The sequence below is a fragment of the Gemmiger gallinarum genome (assembly GCF_014982805.1).
Lineage (GTDB): Bacteria > Bacillota > Clostridia > Oscillospirales > Ruminococcaceae > Gemmiger > Gemmiger gallinarum.
On record NZ_JADCKC010000002.1, the window covers coordinates 725,304 to 741,884 of the forward strand.

At 59.3% G+C, this 16,581-nt stretch carries 18 protein-coding genes; 4 read left to right on the forward strand and 14 right to left on the reverse strand.

What is annotated here, in order from left to right; translation table 11 throughout:
- Positions 1-427: 427 nt before the first annotated feature.
- From INF35_RS08905 to INF35_RS08915, 3 genes are all read right to left on the reverse strand, one after another.
- Positions 428-892 carry a hypothetical protein gene (locus INF35_RS08905; protein ID WP_193501603.1) on the reverse strand — a complete coding sequence of 155 codons (465 nt, stop codon included), beginning with the start codon at positions 890-892 and terminating at the stop codon, positions 428-430.
- Between the two features lie 45 nt (positions 893-937).
- A complete protein-coding gene (mnmE, locus tag INF35_RS08910) occupies positions 938-2,335 on the reverse strand; it encodes a tRNA uridine-5-carboxymethylaminomethyl(34) synthesis GTPase MnmE (protein ID WP_328740640.1) in 1,398 nt (465 codons plus the stop codon).
- A gap of 402 nt (positions 2,336-2,737) precedes the next feature.
- Entirely contained in the window at positions 2,738-3,124 is a 387-nt protein-coding gene (locus INF35_RS08915) for a thioesterase family protein (RefSeq protein WP_193501605.1), read from the reverse strand.
- Between the two features lie 593 nt (positions 3,125-3,717).
- Between INF35_RS08915 and INF35_RS08920 the strand changes: the two genes are divergently transcribed.
- The 4 genes from INF35_RS08920 to INF35_RS08935 all read left to right on the forward strand — a co-directional run bounded on the left by INF35_RS08920 (position 3,718) and on the right by INF35_RS08935 (position 6,299).
- Positions 3,718-4,449, forward strand: coding sequence for a TraX family protein (locus INF35_RS08920; RefSeq protein ID WP_193501607.1), 732 nt, complete (start codon positions 3,718-3,720; stop codon positions 4,447-4,449).
- Between the two features lie 73 nt (positions 4,450-4,522).
- Complete coding sequence (locus INF35_RS08925; protein WP_193501609.1) at positions 4,523-5,401, forward strand: hypothetical protein; 879 nt, start codon at positions 4,523-4,525, stop codon at positions 5,399-5,401.
- Between the two features lie 67 nt (positions 5,402-5,468).
- Positions 5,469-5,978 carry a flavodoxin domain-containing protein gene (locus INF35_RS14125; protein ID WP_193501793.1) on the forward strand — a complete coding sequence of 170 codons (510 nt, stop codon included), beginning with the start codon at positions 5,469-5,471 and terminating at the stop codon, positions 5,976-5,978.
- Positions 5,979-6,119: 141 nt separating this feature from the next.
- Positions 6,120-6,299, forward strand: a complete 180-nt coding sequence (locus INF35_RS08935; protein WP_193501611.1) for a hypothetical protein — start codon at positions 6,120-6,122, stop codon at positions 6,297-6,299.
- A 187-nt stretch (positions 6,300-6,486) separates the two neighbouring features.
- Here INF35_RS08935 and INF35_RS08940 read toward each other — a convergent pair whose 3' ends face one another.
- The 11 genes from INF35_RS08940 to INF35_RS08990 all read right to left on the reverse strand — a co-directional run bounded on the left by INF35_RS08940 (position 6,487) and on the right by INF35_RS08990 (position 16,564).
- The gene (locus INF35_RS08940) at positions 6,487-7,035 is read right to left on the reverse strand and encodes a DUF2812 domain-containing protein (protein WP_193501613.1); all 549 of its coding nucleotides are present in this window, start codon (positions 7,033-7,035) and stop codon (positions 6,487-6,489) included.
- 1 nt (position 7,036) lies between these two features.
- The gene (locus INF35_RS08945) at positions 7,037-7,318 is read right to left on the reverse strand and encodes a PadR family transcriptional regulator (RefSeq protein ID WP_235983194.1); all 282 of its coding nucleotides are present in this window, start codon (positions 7,316-7,318) and stop codon (positions 7,037-7,039) included.
- Between the two features lie 301 nt (positions 7,319-7,619).
- A complete protein-coding gene (locus tag INF35_RS08950; RefSeq protein WP_193501617.1) occupies positions 7,620-7,754 on the reverse strand; it encodes a helix-turn-helix domain-containing protein in 135 nt (44 codons plus the stop codon).
- A gap of 176 nt (positions 7,755-7,930) precedes the next feature.
- Positions 7,931-9,070, reverse strand: coding sequence for an RNA-binding cell elongation regulator Jag/EloR (gene jag / locus INF35_RS08955; protein ID WP_193501619.1), 1,140 nt, complete (start codon positions 9,068-9,070; stop codon positions 7,931-7,933).
- Between the two features lie 3 nt (positions 9,071-9,073).
- Positions 9,074-10,153 carry a YidC/Oxa1 family membrane protein insertase gene (locus INF35_RS08960; protein ID WP_193501621.1) on the reverse strand — a complete coding sequence of 360 codons (1,080 nt, stop codon included), beginning with the start codon at positions 10,151-10,153 and terminating at the stop codon, positions 9,074-9,076.
- A gap of 121 nt (positions 10,154-10,274) precedes the next feature.
- Positions 10,275-10,547: a membrane protein insertion efficiency factor YidD gene (yidD, locus tag INF35_RS08965; protein ID WP_193501623.1), complete on the reverse strand. Its 273-nt coding sequence runs from the start codon at positions 10,545-10,547 to the stop codon at positions 10,275-10,277.
- Entirely contained in the window at positions 10,544-10,894 is a 351-nt protein-coding gene (gene rnpA / locus INF35_RS08970; protein ID WP_193501625.1) for a ribonuclease P protein component, read from the reverse strand. Before rnpA ends, yidD begins: the two co-directional genes overlap by 4 nt.
- Before the next feature lie 259 nt (positions 10,895-11,153).
- On the reverse strand, positions 11,154-11,288 hold the full coding sequence (gene rpmH, locus INF35_RS08975; protein ID WP_193501627.1) for a 50S ribosomal protein L34: 135 nt from the start codon (positions 11,286-11,288) through the stop codon (positions 11,154-11,156).
- Between the two features lie 232 nt (positions 11,289-11,520).
- On the reverse strand, positions 11,521-12,177 hold the full coding sequence (locus INF35_RS08980; protein WP_193501629.1) for an HD domain-containing protein: 657 nt from the start codon (positions 12,175-12,177) through the stop codon (positions 11,521-11,523).
- Between the two features lie 51 nt (positions 12,178-12,228).
- Complete coding sequence (locus tag INF35_RS08985) at positions 12,229-14,229, reverse strand: glycosyl hydrolase 115 family protein (protein ID WP_193501631.1); 2,001 nt, start codon at positions 14,227-14,229, stop codon at positions 12,229-12,231.
- Positions 14,230-15,709: 1,480 nt separating this feature from the next.
- On the reverse strand, positions 15,710-16,564 hold the full coding sequence (locus INF35_RS08990; protein WP_193501633.1) for a patatin-like phospholipase family protein: 855 nt from the start codon (positions 16,562-16,564) through the stop codon (positions 15,710-15,712).
- Positions 16,565-16,581 lie beyond the last annotated feature (17 nt).

Consider the following 16,581-nt stretch of genomic DNA (forward strand, 5'->3'; position numbering starts at 1 on the left):
CTGCCTTTTCCCCAGGCGGCGGTCTGCGAGAGCGGACCGCCGCACAAATATGGGAGGCCGGGTGAGCTCTTATCTTGTGATGCACGGGGCACGACCCATAGACCGGTTATCTCAAGTTGCAGGAGGCAATTCTCGGCACGACCCACTACTTGCCCCGGGGTTTCTTAAGGGGCCCGCAGGCCCCTTAAGCCGTGCCCCCCGCCTCGGAACTAGGGGCGGGTTTTTCCGCCGCTTTTTGACCGGTCAAAAAGCGGCAGTCTGCCAACAGGAAATGTTTTCCCGAAGCGTCGCACCTCAAAAGAGCCTCGGGTTACCAAATAAAAATCTTAAATCAGGGGACCCGAAAGAATCAGACAACCCGGAAGGCGGCCTGTCCCCCGCCCCAATGCAACCGCCCTTCAAACAGGGTCAAAAAGAAACGCTCAAATTACCCCTTCGGCGGCAGAATGCCCTCCGTATCCACCACATAGCGTTTGGGATTGTCCGGGTCGATGTACACCGGCAAAGTGGTGCGTTCACCCAGATAGGGCATGGGATTGTACCAGATGGAATCCGAGTGAAAGACATAGACTTTCTGGGTCTGAGGGTCCAGCCAGGAACACTGGATGACATAGGGATGCCGCATGTTGACCCGCACCGAGTAATTCAGGGTCACATCGTCGATGTTTGCCTGAATGCGGGTACCGTTTTCCAGCAGACGTTTTTCCGTGGCGGCGCGGCGAGACAGGTAGATCACAAAGCTGATGGAAAGGATGAGAAACACCGCCCCAAGACCCACATGGATCATCGGCCAGCGCAGCCCGGTGGTATAACATACGCCGATGCCCACAGCCAAAAAGACCACGCCGATGATACCGAACACCGCCGCACAGATTTTCAATGCCGTTTTCATGACAGGACTCCCCTTCCCTGTTATGGGATTGCTTTTCGGGCGGGCTTACTTGCCCACGCAGAAGGTCTCAAACACCTGGTCAATGACCGCCTCGGTGGCGTCCTCGCCGGTGAGGTCGGCCAGAGCGTGGAGGGCGTCCTCAATGCAGACCCCTGCCGCGTCCAACCCGAACCCGGTATCCACCGCACGGATGGCTTCCCCTACCGCGTCCCGGGCTGCCGATGCCGCCGCAAACTGCCGGGCATTCACCAGCGCCGCGGCGCCGGGGTCCAGCCGGGCGGTGCCCAGCAATGCCGCCACTGCGTCGCACAACGGCTTCAGGCTGGCGGCGTCTTTGGCGCACAGCCGCACCGAACTCTTGAAATAGGGCAGCAGCAGGGTTTCGTCAAAGGCGGTATCCTCCGCTGCCAGGTCCTGCTTGTTGAAGATAGCCAGAGCGGGACGGCCCTGGCACCGCTTGGCCAGCGCCACATCCGCCGCCGTCACCGGCTGCCCGGCGTCGAACACCGCCAGCACCAGCCCGGCTTCCTCCAGCTTTTTCCAGCTGCGGCGGATGCCCTCCGCCTCAATGGCGTCGTCGGTCTCCTCCTCGCTGCGCACCCCCGCCGTGTCAAACAGGTTGAGGCGGATGCCGGTGTCCCCCAGCAGAACCGCCTGCTCCACCACATCCCGGGTGGTGCCCGCCACCGGCGTCACGATGGCCCGGTCAAAGCCCGCCAGCAGATTGAGCAGCGTGCTCTTGCCCACGTTGGGGCGGCCCAGCAATACGCAGTCCACCCCGCGGCGCAGCACCGCCCCCGCGCCGTAATTTTTCAGCCAGAGATCCAGCTTTTCCTTTGCCTGGGAGAGGGTCCGGCGCAGTTCCTCGGGGGCCAGCTCGGGCACATCCTCTTCGGGGTAATCCACCCAGGCGGTGAGATGGGCGGCCAGGCCCCGCAAAGACTGCTTGATCTCCTCGGTCTCGGCAGCCAGTCGTCCGTCCAGGGCGCTCTTGGCCAGGGCTGCCCCCTGCCGTCCCCCCGCCGAGATGATCTCCATGACCGCCTCTGCCTGGGTCAGGCTCATACGGCCGTTTTCCAGGGCGCGGCGGGTGAATTCCCCCGGCCCGGCCGGAGCTGCCCCCGCGGCCAGCAGGGCTTCAATGAGGGCGTCCGCCATGACGCTGCCCCCATGCACCGACAACTCGATGACATCCTCCCCCGTATAGCTGTGGGGAGCCCGGTAAAACAGGGCCACCGTCTCGTCCATCTCGGCGCCGTTCAGCACAAAATGCCCGAAGAGCGCAGTGTAGCCTTTGGCGTCGGCCACCTTTTTGTTTTTGTGCAGGGGAAGAAACACCTTTTCCGCAATGGAATAGGCATCCGACCCCGACAGGCGCACCACCGCAATGCCGCCCTCCCCGGGCGGCGTGGCCAGCGCGCAGACAGTATTGCGCAGCAGCATCCGAAAAATCTCCTTCGTTCGCGGGATATCTCCCGGCTGCGACAGCCGGGGACAAAAAGACATACACACCACTATGATACCACAAAACCCGCCCTGGAACAACGTCCGCCCTCCCCCTCCGGGTCGCGGAAAAAGGAGCGCCATTGTTCCGGGACGGGCTGTGCCGTGAGGGGACTGCGGCAGAGTGTTCCGCCGCGGGAGTCTGCCTTCTCCACCGGGAAAAAGCTCCCCTGCCGCTCCGGCTACTCTGGTTTGAGCCTGCGGCCCCCAAAGCTCCGGTCTGACGGGAAAACAGCATCGGCATAAGCACCGTGCATCCCCGGGAAAAGTCCCACACCTGCCGCCAAACTGCAAAATATATAACGATATTTCGTTATATATAATGCGGCATGTGGAGGAGAATTACTCCAGTTTTCCCTTTGCTTTTCTCAAAAAGCTCTCGTTTTTGACGATAAACCGTTCGTGTTCGCCGTCCCCCACTACGCCCTTGGCATCCCGGACTTCCACTTTGAACACCAGTCGGCGGCCGTCAATCTCATACAGCTCAGTTCTGGCGGTGACCTCCATGCCCACCGGCGTGGCGGAAAGATGCCGCACCCGCAGGGCGGTGCCCACCGTGCCGCAGCCCTCCTCCAGGTGGGGGGCCACGCTCTGCCAGGCGGCTTTCTCAATAAGGGCGATCATGGCGGGGGTGGCGAATACCTCCAGCTCGCCGCTGCCCAGCTTGGCGGCGGTGGTCTCGGCGGTGACGAGGCAGCGGGCCTCGCCGGTGATTCCGGTTTGCAGCATGGGATGTTCCTCCTTGTGCGTTGTACTGGTGCATTATAGTATGGTATGGTCGCTTCCCTGTCAGTATAGCCCGACAAAGCTCCCCTTGCAACTGCTCTTCTCTGCCGGAACAGGGCCGCAGCCCGGGGAAGGAGCCTCCGGCTGCAGGACATGCCCCCATGGCCTGCAGGCAGCGGAAAGGCTGTTACATTTCCCGTCGTCCGCCCGCTGTAAGGGAAGAAGTTTCTCTTTCTGGAACTGGGGACTCACCCGGAGTTTTCCACAATCAAAAGGGTCAGACTGCCCCAAAAGGGCTGTTTTTACCCCCAAAAAGGGCTCTTTTTCGGATTTCAACGAGGTTTTCCCCCAAAATCAACGGGTTTTCCACGAGTTTCAACAGGGTTTTCAACTATTTGTTGAAAACCCTGTTGACGGCCATTGGTCCAACGGTGTATTGTTAAAGAGCCTCTCATACAAAGACTTGAAACAGGGCGCGACGCCCTCTGCACACCTCTTTTTCCGGCAGAAAAATCCCCGGAGACAACCCGTTTCCGGGACAGCATTTCCCCGGTCGGGGCGGCAGAGTCGGTCCACGCTCCCGGAAGGAAGGATCCATGCCCCAGACTGACCGACCTTTTTCCCGCGACGGCATCAAGCTGGCCGCCATGGCTGCCATGGCCTGCAACCATTTTGCCATTGCCCTGCTGCCTGCCGGGACCCTGGCTTATGAGGTTCTCACCGATATTGGATATTTTACCGCTGTGACCATGTGCTGTTTTCTGGTGGAGGGCTTTCGCTATACCCGCTCCCCCAGAGACTACGCCCTGCGCCTGCTGCTCTTTGCCCTGCTGGCCCAGCCGGTGTACGGGCTGGCTCTGGGCATCGGGCAGTTCAATATGCTGTTCACCCTGCTGCTCTGCTTCCTCATGCTGTGGGCAAAAGACAGCATCTCCCATCCCCTGCTGCGGGGCGGCGTGATCTTCTGCCTGGCCATGGCCACCGCCTTCTGCGACTGGCCGCTGCTGGCCCCCTGCTATACCCTGCTCTTTGCCTGGGCCGGGGAACGGCGGAACCGTCGGGTCATCGCCTATGCCCTGGCGGCGGCGCTGTTTTTCTGGTTCAACTGGAGCAACTACACCTTTGCAGGGATGGGCGGCGGACAGGCAGTTCTCCACGCGGGACTTTCCTGTCTGGGCATCCTGGTGTCGGGGGCGGTGGTGCTGCTGGGCTATAACGGGCGGAAATCCGCCTTTGCCATTGCCCATCCCCTGTTTTCCAAGTACTTTTTCTATCTGTTCTATCCCGCGCATCTGGCGGTCCTGGCAGTCTGCCGTGTGCTGCTGTGACCTCTGCGCGGCTCAGCGCAAAGCCCCGCTGCCCGTTGACTGGCGGGGCTGAGCGAGAGGAGAAATCATTGTCATGAAACTTTCTTTTCTGAAATCCTCCTCCCCGGGCGGAGAGGGGGAAACACCACCGGACATCCGCCCTTATGTGGCGGCCATCTTCCGGGGCAACCGGCTGCGGTTCGCCCTGATCATGGCACTGTACCTTGTTATTGTCCTCATCCTGATGGGGCAGTCCTGGCTGCTGGGTGAACTGATCGAAGTCATTGCCTCCCCCAGCCGGCAGCGCATCCTGCGGGATGCGGTCATTGCGGCGGCGCTGATTGCGGGGCTGGGGCTGGTCCAGATGGGCCATGCGCCCCTGCAGTCCCGCTTTGTCCATCAGGGCATGGCCCAGTACAAGGAAACGCTCTTTGCCGCCCTGACCCGCAAAAACATCAGAGCATTTGCCCAATCGCATTGTAGGCAGCATTCTCAAGCCATGCTTCGCTGTATCTTTCGCCAACCGGACACTCCGTATCGTGGTCATTTGTCGAGTGCGGAAGCTATGAATGTACTTCTTGATTCCTCGAAATGCAGATTCACAAAGGAGCAGTTAGAAGACCTTTACGGTGCAGTTGATGATGAAGTCCTTGGAAGAGTAGCTGCGAGGAACAAGATACGCCTCTTTGAAGATGACGAGGACGAAGAAATTGAAAATGAGACTGGCGAGGAAGAGTTCTTCGATGAGCCGGTTGCTTCTGCCCCTAAAATTGGCTTCTTTGCAAAGCTTTTCGCAGGAATCGGAATTGCTGATGCACTCTCATCCTCTCATGCTTCTCATCCGGGACATTGTACCGGCGATTGTGCGAACTGTCCTCCCCATTATGGCTATCGTTATGGACGATGGTATTATGGTCATGGTCATGTGCATGGCTGTGAGTTCGGCGGTAACAAAGGCGACGGAAGCCTCTAACAGAGCAATACATATTGGGCTATAAGAAAAAGCCTCAAACGCAATCAAAAGGAGCGTTTGAGGCTTTATTACTCATTCAACGTATGCGGAAAAACTGTCCGAGCAAACCGGCATTCCCGCGGCCAGTTACAAAGATGCGCCGGCCCTTTCGGACAAAGATATCATCGTTTATCTGGGTAGTCTGTATGCTGGTGGTGTTCTGGGCCTGGCGAAAACCCTGCGGGGCTTTTCCCTTCAGGACGGACAAAAACTAATCCTTGCTACCGTAGGGCTGGCCGACCCCAGAGAGCCGGAAAACCAGCACAATATCCGTACTTCTCTGCAAAGGCAGTTTCCCGCAGAACTGCTTGATCGGGCGAAGATCTTTCATCTTCGTGGCGGGATCGATTATCAAAAGCTCTCTTTCAGACATCGGACAATGATGAAACTATTATACCAATCCCTGCAAAGGACGCCGTTTGAAAAACAGACAGCGGAGAACCGGGCGTTTCTGGAAACCTATGGCAAGCAGGTGGATTTCACAGACTTCGGTGCGCTGGAACCGATCACCCGCGAAATCCAGAGGGGGACAATATGAATAGGAGAAACAAAAATATGCTTTAAAACTGTAAGTTGTCAAGCGCTTTCCTTCCTGTTACAATTCAAAGTATAAGTACAAAAGTATTCCACACGGTTTGAAACATTTCAGGAACTTTCTTGTGGATAGGAGGTGAACTCAATGTACAAAACGATGGTAGTCAAATATTCTCCCAAGGCTAAAGAAATGGCTGTCAAAATAGAAGATGCAGCCAATAAAATGGAACAGGAAGGTTTTGAGCTCGTTTCTTGCTCCATCATGCCATCTTCCAAGGGCATTCTGATTTTCAAAAGAATGGCGGCAGACGAGTCAACCGAATAAAGCCTTAACAAAATGGCCATTTCCATGAATACTTGGGGGGACATTTGATAAAACCCATATGGGTGTTCATGAAAATTACCTTGTATAACCCCATTCCCATAATCATTGTCCCCTGAATTAATAGAACAACGTTTCCATACTGATTTTACTTATTCACTTTATCAACTATAGCCTATCCATCACGATATCACTTTTTCAGCCGCCTCTTTAACTTCCAATAACGATAGGCAAAAGACGCAACTGCCCATACGTAAACTGAGAGCAGGATCAAAAACAGCACCAGTAGTATAGGAGCATCTGCATCTGAGCTATGGAATTGATCAAAGATGTTTGGCAAAATCAACAACATCAAAATAATGAGGATTGGCACATATCGGCCTGCAAATACCCGCCGCATCATGTCGAGCCTGGACTCATCGTCACAGAAAATTTCCTCTTCTCCCTGCATTTCGGCAACTGGTTTACGGAAATAGGTGTATCCGGCAAACTCCTGAAGGTACTCCCAGCCGCAATCCTTAAACATCTGCACATACTCGTCCCTATGTTTCAGCCCTTCTTCGTTATAATCGAGCTGGTAAACCACATCCTCAGGGGGACATTTTTCAAAGCGGTAAAGTCCCGGCAGGCTTACTTTCGTAAATTTCCATCCTTCCTGATGCCGCTTCCGAAGATACTGTTCTTCTTTTTCCCATTCCGCTATCGTGAAAATACGCAGCTCGGTTCTTTTGTCTTTCATATTAGCGCACCTCCATCATGTTTCGATACAATCTTTCGATTCGCTTCATTTCTAATGCCAGCACATTTTTACCTAATTCTGTGATGCAATAAATCTTTCGTTTTTCTTCTTCCCGGACAAAGTGGATCAGGCCATCCTTCTCCATCTTGGATAGACTGCCGTACATCGTTCCGGGACTAATTCGAATTTCGCCATCTGTCAGTTTCTCTACTTTCCGGATGATATTATAGCCATGGGATTCTTCCCGGAGGCAAAGCAGGATATAAAAACTCGTTTCTGTCATCGGTATGTACACTTTACGAATATGTGCGTTCACTTCGTCACGACCCTTTCTATGCATACCTTGCACTGCACTATATTGCACTGCTACATATCAATTTCATTATAGCAGTGCGATATATATTTGTCAATTTTAATCTTTGTAAAGAGCGGATCATCCATATGGCGCAGTACAATCTGGATCGGGCGTACCTGAGGATGGAGTTGTTCTAGTGGAAGAGCTGCTATCTCACCTCTGTCCCTGTGGAAAACTCGCTCATGTTTATAAAGTCAAAGTCAGCGTGGGATTGGTGTGGTATCTTTATCTAAGTGATTACCCCCGTCTCCCACCGGGAAATACTGCGGTTGCTGACGCAGAGCCGCTCGGCAAGCTGTTCCTGGGTCATACCCTTTTCCCGGCGCAGCTGCCGCAAAAAGACACCGAATTTCTGCTGATCCAAAGTAAATCCCTCCTTTTCTGTCCGTATCATAAGGCAAACGGTTTCCGGATCACAGGACACAGAGCGGGAATTCCGAAAAATCTCCCCGCTCTCTCCGTTTCCCGCAACCGGACACAAAAAATCCCGCCCCCGACGGCGTCGGACCGTCAGGGGCGGGATACTTGTTTCAGGCTGTCTTACAGCTCGATCTTGCCGAACATGGCAAAGTCGTCGCCGTCATGGATGCGCTCCACCGGCGCGGGCGCCTGGGGACGGGCGTTGGGGTCGCGGGGGGTATCCGCAAACTCACGGCCGGGCACGTAGGACCCGCGGCTGCCGCTGCGATTGCCGCCGCGTCCGCCGGAACGTCCGCCACGGCCGCCGCGCTCGCCGCGCTCGCCGCCCTTGCGGCTGTCGCCCCGGAAGCCGCCGCGGCTTCCGCGACCGCCATTGCGGCTGCGGCTGTTGTCGCGGCTGCGGTTGCCCCCACGTCCACGGCGGCCGCTCTCGCGGTCGGGCAGGTTGCAGGCGTCGGAATCGGTGGAGTAGATGACCACTCGGCGGTCGGCGCCTTCGCCCTTGCTCTCGCTGCGGACGCCCTCGATGGCGGCCACGGCGGTGTGGATGATGTGACGCTCGTAGGGGTTCATGGGCTCCATCTCATAGTAGCAGCCGGTGCGCTTGACGCGCTCGCACAGGCGGCCGGCCAGAGCAGCCAGGTCGTCCTCCCGCTTGCCGCGGTAGCCGGCCACATCCAGGCCCAGCTTGACGTAGCTGCCTTCCATCCGGTTGACCACCAGGCTGGTCAGGTAGCTCAGGCTCTCCATGGTCTCGCCCCGGCGGCCGATGAGCACGCCCACGTGGTCGCCCTTGATGCGCAGGATGGTGGCCTCCCCTTTCTTGACGGCGGTGAACACCAGGTTGGAGGCGCCCATCATCTCGCAGATGGGACGCAGGTAGTCCACCGCGGCGGTCAGGCGCTCGTCGGCGGCAATGTCCAGTTCCACCTCGGCAGCCTCTGCCTTGGGCTCGGCTTTGGGCTCCTGGGGAGCAGCCTCCTCAGCGGGGGCAGCAGCCGGGGCGGTCTGGGCCGGTTCCTCCGCCTTGGGGGCCTGGGGCGCTGCCTCAGGGGCGGCAGGCTCCGCAGCCGGGGCGGCGGTCTCGGGCTCGTCCAGCGTCACGCGGACGCGGGCGGGAATGGTCTTGAACAGCTTCTTGACGGGGAAATCCAACACCTCATAGCTGACGTTGATGTCGTCACGGTCCACGCCCAGGGCGTCGCAGGCGGCCTGAACAGCCAGTTCCACCGTCTTGCCGGTCATTTCGATTTCACGCATCGTTTATTTGCCTCCCTTTTTCTTCTTTTTGCTCTTGGACTGTTCTTCCAGCTCCATGCGCTCGGCCTCGGTGAGGGGACGGGTGCGCTCGTCCTTGTACTTCTCGGCGTCCAGGGCGCGGGCGCGTTCCAGGCGCAGACGGTTGAGCTCGGCCTCGTTGACCTGCTTGGTCACTTCCTGGCCTTCCTCCACCACGACCACTTCCTTCTTGGCCTTTTTGGCGGCCTTTTTGGCGGCCAGTTCGGCCTCATATTCTTTCTTGAAGCGCTCGGGGCTGTAGATCTTGTTGGTAAGGACCGACTGCAGGATCATGCAGATGTTGGAGGTGGTGTAGTACAGGGAGAAGCCGATGGGTGCGGTAAAGCAGAACCATGCGAACATCAGGTTCATGACCCACAGCATGATCTTCATGCTGCCCTGGGTGGCGGCCTGCTGGCCGGACATGCGGGTAACGATGATGTTGGAGGCGAACACCGTGACGGTGGCCAGGATGGGGAAAATCAGCAGCGGGGACAGGGCAAAGCCTGCGGTGGTGCAGACATCCATGCCCAAAAAGCTGGTGTTGAAGCCCTGGATCAGGCCGATCTGCTCGGCGGTGAGGCTGGTGGCCACATCGGTGCCCGCTTTGATGGCGGTGATGAGCTGGGTCTCAGCCAGGGTGACGTTGGAGGTGCTGATGCCCAGGGCGGTGCAGGCGGCATTGATGGCGTCGGCAGGGATGCCCAGAATGTAGCGCACCGGATGATAAACCACCTGGATGATGGCGAAGAGGATCAGCATGTTCAGCACCATGGGCAGACAGCCTGCCATGGGGTTGTAGCCGTACTCCTGCTGGAACTTCATCAGTTCCTCATTCTGCTTTTCGGGGTTGTTTTTGTACTTTTGCTGGATCTCGTTGAGCATCGGTGTGTAGACCGACATCTTTGCCATGGATTTCTGCTGTTTGATGGCGAGAGGCAGCGACACCACGCGGATCAGGATCGTGAAGATGATCATGGTGAGCGCGTAGCTGGGGATGGCCTGGTACATCAGGGCCATCAGGGGGCCGAGGATGATCGAGAGAAAACCTAAAATTTCAGTCATAGCCTGTCCAATCCGCCCCGCCTGCGCACAGGGCATTTCGTTATGTTTTTATCCAAAGCCCCCGCAGCGCAGCACAGGGACGAAAAACATGGGGATCTCCCATCGCCGGGGATGGGGCGGGCTACTTTTCCCGGGTAAGACGCCGGGCAGGATTGCGCCAGCGGCCCTTTTCGGGCACGGGGTCGTAGCCGAACTTCCCGAAGGGGTTGCAGCGGAGAATCCGCCACACGGCCAGCACGCCGCCCTTGAGCAGACCATGGGTGGTCAGGGCCTCCACAGCATACTGGCTGCAGGTGGGCACAAACCGGCAGTGATGTCCCAGGTGGGGACTCAGGTACTTCTGGTACAGCCGGATGAGGGCAACGAAGGGCCGGGTGAGCAGCGGCGGGGTCATGTGCGGGGAACGGCGCGGTCGGGCAGACCGGCGGCCCGCATGAGCTTGGCCAGGGTTTTGCTGACCTGGGTGCTCTTGAGGCGGGGGGTCTGGGCGCGGGCCACCAGGATGACATCGTAGCCGCCGATGTCGGCGGGCAGATGCTCGGCCAGGGCGGCGCGCATGACCCGGCGTGCCCGGTTGCGCAGCACGGCGCAGCCCACCTTTTTGGTGGCGGTCAGGCCGATGCGGGTGTGACCCACCCGGTTTTTGGCGACGTAGAGCACCAGCTGGGGGTGGACGTAGCTTTTGCCGCGGGCATACACCCGGGTAAACTCTTTGTTTTTGCAGATGGTGCGGTAGCGCATAAAACCCCTTTCGCCGCGGCGTGCGGCTTTGAAAAAAGGCTGCCGAGCGCACGGTCAAACGCAAGGAAAAAAGCCTCCGGCAAAAATACCGGCGGGCTTTTTTCGGTCTTGCATCTGACCAGGATCAGCAGCCTGAAGGTGGATTCGTGGGTCGACTGACATGAAGTCCTGTGCAAATACCCGAGAAACCGTACATTTTCAAAAAGAAGGCCCGCAGCCGGGCCTGTGCGTCAATGACGCCGATGTCCCGAAAGGACGATCAGACGGTCAGGCTCTTGCGGCCCTTGGCGCGGCGAGCGTTGATGACCTTGCGGCCATTCTTGCTGGACATACGCTTCAGGAAACCATGAACGGCACTGCGCTGACGCTTCTTCGGCTGGAAAGTCTGTTTCATTTTACATATCCTCCTGTCCCGATTTTGGGGTGAATTTCGATGCCTGGGCTACGCCCCATCGAGGGACAGCCTTGCAGACTATGATTATAGCCCATCCGCAAGGCCTTTGTCAACACCCGAAAGGGATTTTTTGCCTGTTGTATGTGTTTTTTCCCGAAAAAAGAGAAGAAAACTTTTTCTTCAGGCCATATCTTGTTGTGCGGCCGGCGGCGTTCTACAAGATGTCAGCCCCTCACAGCATGGCCTGGCCGTTGATGGTCAGGGCAAAGCGGACGCCCAGCTTTTCGGCGGCCTTGCGGCAGAGGATCATACGGTCCAGGAAGATCTCAAAGTAGTCCATGAGGGGGCAGACCTTTGTGTCGATGGTGAGGGACAGCCGGATGACCCCCGGCTCAAACCGCACCTGAGATTCGGTCACCGAGAAGTTGACCCGGTCGTGGATATCGAAGGAGGCCATGTCCTGGTTGCGGACCCGGTTGGCCCGCACGTCGGTCTTGTCGGCCAGAATGAGGGCGGCGGCCACGGCGTTCACCGGGAAGGCGGTGCCCTCGTCGTGGTTGCCGATGGCGGTGACGATGGTGGCGGTCTCGTCGGGGTCAAAGCCCAGCTTGTCCAGAATGCGGAAGGCCATGACGGCGCCGCTCTGGGCGTGGTCCACCCGGTTGACCACATTGCCGATGTCGTGTAGCCAGCCCGCAATGGCGGCCAGCTCGGCGGTGCGCTCGTCCTGGCCCAGCCACAGCAGAATGCGCCGGGCAGTGTCCGCCACCCGGCCCACATGGGCGAAGCTGTGCTCGGTGTAGCCCAGGGCAATGAGGGATTCGTCCGCCTTGCGGATGTAGGCGGCGATCTCGGTGTTCTTGCGGATGCTGTCAAAGGATACGGTCATAAAGTGCTTCCCTTCCCTGTTTGGCGGTTGTGACAGAATGGGGCTGTGGGGTCAGTGCCCGGCCCGGGCGTCGGCCTGCTCCAGAATGGCCAGCAGAGCCTCGTCCCGCATGGCCGAGAGAGGGGCGTCCTTGCCCAGCACCTCCCGCTGCCAGTTGGTGTAGTCGGGGCCGTCCCCTGCCGCCCGGGGCAGAGCGGTGAGTCCCCGCAGCACCCAGACGGTCTTGGCCAGGTCGGTCTGGGTCTCCTCCTGCCGGTAGAAGTTTGCCCAGCGTCCGTGGGCAAAATCCCTCACCACACGGCGGGCGGCCTCAAAGCCTGCGGCGGACAGACCCACCTTGCGGTAGCAGGCCCGGTAGTCCCCGGCGTTCCACAGCTGCCAGCCGTCGCACAGGTCCACCACCGCCTTGAGACAGTAGCGGTAGAGCCGTACCTGGCCCAGCACCGTGTCCGCCCACAGCCGGGTAGTGGGACGGGCGGCGTACTCGCAGCCCGAGAGCAGCGTGTCGAAACCGGGCACGGCGTCGGCGCAGACTCCACGCAGCCAGGCCAGCTGCTCGGCAAAGGACTGGTCCCCTGCCGCCCAGCGCAGCTCCGGCAGCGAACTCCTGGTCCGGCCGGACAGCCAGGCGGTGGCCACCGCCCGGGCGGAGCAGGCCATGAGCTGTTCCCCCGCCCGCTGGTCGGGCCAGGGACCGAAGGCGGCGGTGGACTGGAACCAGGATTTCAGGCAGGTGGCCAGGTCGTCCAGCTGGCGGTCCTGCAGGGCCCAGCCGTCGGGGGCGCGGTAGTAGGTGCGCAGATACCCTGCCCGGTGGGCGTCCAGGTTGGCGTCCACATTGCGCCACAGGGCCGCCAGCACGTCCAGAGGATAGACATGGGGCTTGACGCTCCCCGCACAGATGAGCCACATGGCCCGGGCGCCCTTCTCGAAGGCATCGCACAGTTCCCGGGCGGCCAGCTCCATGGCGGCAGGGCGCATGGTCAGGCAGTTGCCCGACTGGCCGTCGCTGCAGGCCGCATGGAAAAAGACGCCGCCCCGTCCCCCGGTGGGCTGGTCGGGAAGCACCGGCGTACGGGAATCCCGGCTGCCCTCCCGGGGGCTGACAAACTTGCCGTAGCCGTTGTCCGGCCAGATGCGGATGACATCCTGGGGCAGATCCAGCACGCCGGCCCGTTCCAGCGCCGCCGTCTCGTCGTCCAGAAGGCAGACGGGGGCGCTGGGCAGCTCGGCACGGACAGCGTCGTACTGGGCACGGAGCACCCGGCCGATCTGCTGTCCCTGACGGACCAGAGTGGCGGCGGCCAGCTCCCGCCGGTCGAAAATTTCGCCGCCCTGGGCGGGCAGGCCCAGACGCCAGATGATTTTCTCGTGCTTGCGCCTGGAGACGGCGTCCGCCCACAGACGGGCGTAGGCGTCGGCACTCTCGGCATAGAGGGGGGACTTGCCCGGCACCGCCCGGTCAAAGGGGGCGGCGTCCAGAGGGCAGGGCCCGCACTGCATCCGCCACAGACCCATGGCGCCGGCCAGAGCGGCGGGCTTGCCCTGGGGCAGCGAGACAAAGTTGCCGCCGCAGCGCAGCAGGGCCTCAAAGGCCATCTCCCAGCCCAGGTCGGGGGAGGCCGGGGTGTTCCAGCCCTGCAGCAGCTGGCCGCCGTCGAAGTTCCAGCCCCGCAGGGCCACCGACGCCGGTTTGCTCAGATAGTGCTCGGTGGTGACGGCGGCCAGTTCCTTGCGCTCAAACTGCTGGTCGTTCCAGAACCAGAAGGGCGTCACTCCCAGGGCCGAACGGCTCAGGTGAAGCAGGGCATAAATGGCCGCCAGATCGTCGGCGGCACGGATGATCATGGATTCGCTGCTCTGCAGGTCGATGGAGAACTGCTCAGGCGCCAGGTCCCGGGCCAGACAGAGCTGGATGCGGCCCGAAGGGATCAGGTCGCCCTCGTTGAGGGTCATCTCCAAATCCCGCCGAAAGCGGGTGATCCCCCGGCGCAGGGGTTCGCTGGACCACTGGGACGAGATGGCCACACCCCGTGTCAAAAGAAATTCCATACTTTCTCATCTCCCGGAAAAGACAGCGCCGCCGGCTGCGGCAGAGCGCCGGAACCCTGCAGGGCAAGGGGCATACCACAGGGAAATCTCCCGGAAAGAGTTCCGGGAGAAAGGCATACCCGCCGTGCAGGGGAAAATTCTGATACCAATATACCACGCCGCCGCCCTCCCGCGCCACCCGCACCCATTTTCTGCCACGAGTTTTGTCGAAAACTTACAAAAAACAGGAATGGGTTTTGACAGGGTGGTTGTTCTATGGGGAGGGGCAGGTTTGTTTTGGGTTAGTCGGATTAGGGGGGGACGGGCGGCTTTTTACAGGCCCGGTTTATTTGAGATTTTTATTAGGTAACCCGTTGTGTAGTTTAGGTACGACGCTTCGGGCAGACATTTCCTGTCGGGAGACTGCCGCTTTTTGTGCGGTCAAAAAGCGGCGGAAAAACCCGCCGCCGGTTTCGAGGCGGCGGCCGCACGACTTGGGGGCTGCCCGCCCCCAAGACCCCCAAAGAGGAGGTCGAAGGCGATTTTTCCTAAAAATGAACACAGTACATTTTCTTAACGGAAAAACCGCCTTCTCCATCTCTGAAACGCTGCGGCGTTGGGGATGTGAGGGAAAACGGGTGGCTGAAAAGCAATGGGCCGTCCGGTGAAAGCACCGTGGAGGCTTTGTACTGGCCGAAACTTAGAAGTGGTCTTGGATGCGGTATAGAGAGCTCTCCCCCAGGCACCCTGCAAGAGCCTATGTCTGTATAGATGAGGAAAAGCCTTTCTCTCAGGCGTCAGTCTGGAGGAATCACGCCCCCAAAATGAAAACGACTGACTTCCCCCAGGCGGCGGTCTGCGGGAGCGGGCCGCCGCACAAATATGGGAGGCCGGGTGAGCTCTTATCTTGTGATGCACGGGGCACGACCCATAGACCGGTTATCTCAAGTTGCAGGAGGCAATTCTCGGCGCGACCCACATCTTGCTCCGGGGTTTCTTAAGGGGCCCGCAGGCCCCTTAAGCCGTGCCCCCCGCCTCGGAACTAGGGGCGGGTTTTTCCGCCGCTTTTTGACCGGTCAAAAAGCGGCAGTCTGCTGTTATTTGCCGTTTGTCCGAAGCGTTGTACCTCAACCATATAACGGGTTACCAAATAAAAACTTTTAATAAAGTCGGGCCTTCCACCCGCCGCCCGTTCCCCAAAAACACGAAAAGCCTTACATCCACAACTGCCCCAAAGCCACAACAGCCTAAAAACTTCAAAGCCAAACAAGCCCCCAAACCCCCGCAAAACCCAAAACGGGCGCGCCGCAGAGGTTTCCCCCGCGGCGCGCCCGCCGATCATGGTAAACGGAAAGATCTTCCCCGCCGCATGGCAGCATGGCAAAGGCCATCGCCGCCGAGGAGGCGTACTGCGGGCAACGAACCGCAAATTGCGGGAAAGACCGATCGTCCGCCCGATATTGTAGCACACAGCGGACAAAAGCGCAAGCTGTGGCCGTTTTTACTTTGCGCAGAACCGCCGCAGCTCGCCCAGACGGGAAAGGGTATCCGCCCGGCCCAGCTCATACAGTTCCCGCAGCTTTTTCACGCTGTGCTCGGTGCGGGAGACTTCCAGGTCCACGCTGGGCCGCAGCACAAAGACATCGCCGTCGGCCACACCCTGTTCCACAGCGGCCAGCTCGGCGTTGTAGACCTCATGGCGGTGGGCCATGGCATTCACAAATTCGGGATAGTCGTGATACATCATCTTGAAAGGCAGAATGGCCGCCGGTTTTTTGCGGTATCCCGCCGCCCGGGTCAGCACCACAATGTTCTTGCGGTAGCCCATCCGGCGGAAGGCCCCCAGGGGAATGCTGTCCGCCACGCCGCCGTCCAGCAGTTTTTTGCCCCCTACCTCCACAATGCGGGAGACCAACGGCATGGAGGCTCCCGCCCGCAGGTATTCCATGTTATCCCCTTTCCGCATGGAGTCGCAGCGGATGTACTCCGCCTTGCCCGTCTCCACGTTGGTGCAGGTCACATAGAAGGGCACCCCCGACGCCTGAAAGGCATCGTCGTCAAAGGGGTCCAGCTCCCAGGGAATGTCATGGTAGCAGAATTGCTTGTCCACAATATCCCCCGTGGTCAAAAGGGGGTAGAGTCCCATGAACCTCTTGTCGCTGCGGTACTTCTCATAATACCGGATGCTGCGCCCGTGCTGGCCCGACAGATAGGACACTCCGTGTACCGTCCCGGCGGATACGCCGATGACGCCGTCCACATGAATGCCCGATTCCAGAAAGGCATCCAGCACGCCTGCGGTGTACAAGCCCCGCATGGCGCCGCCCTCCAGCACAAGACCGAGTTTTTGCTCCATATCCTCACACTTTCTTC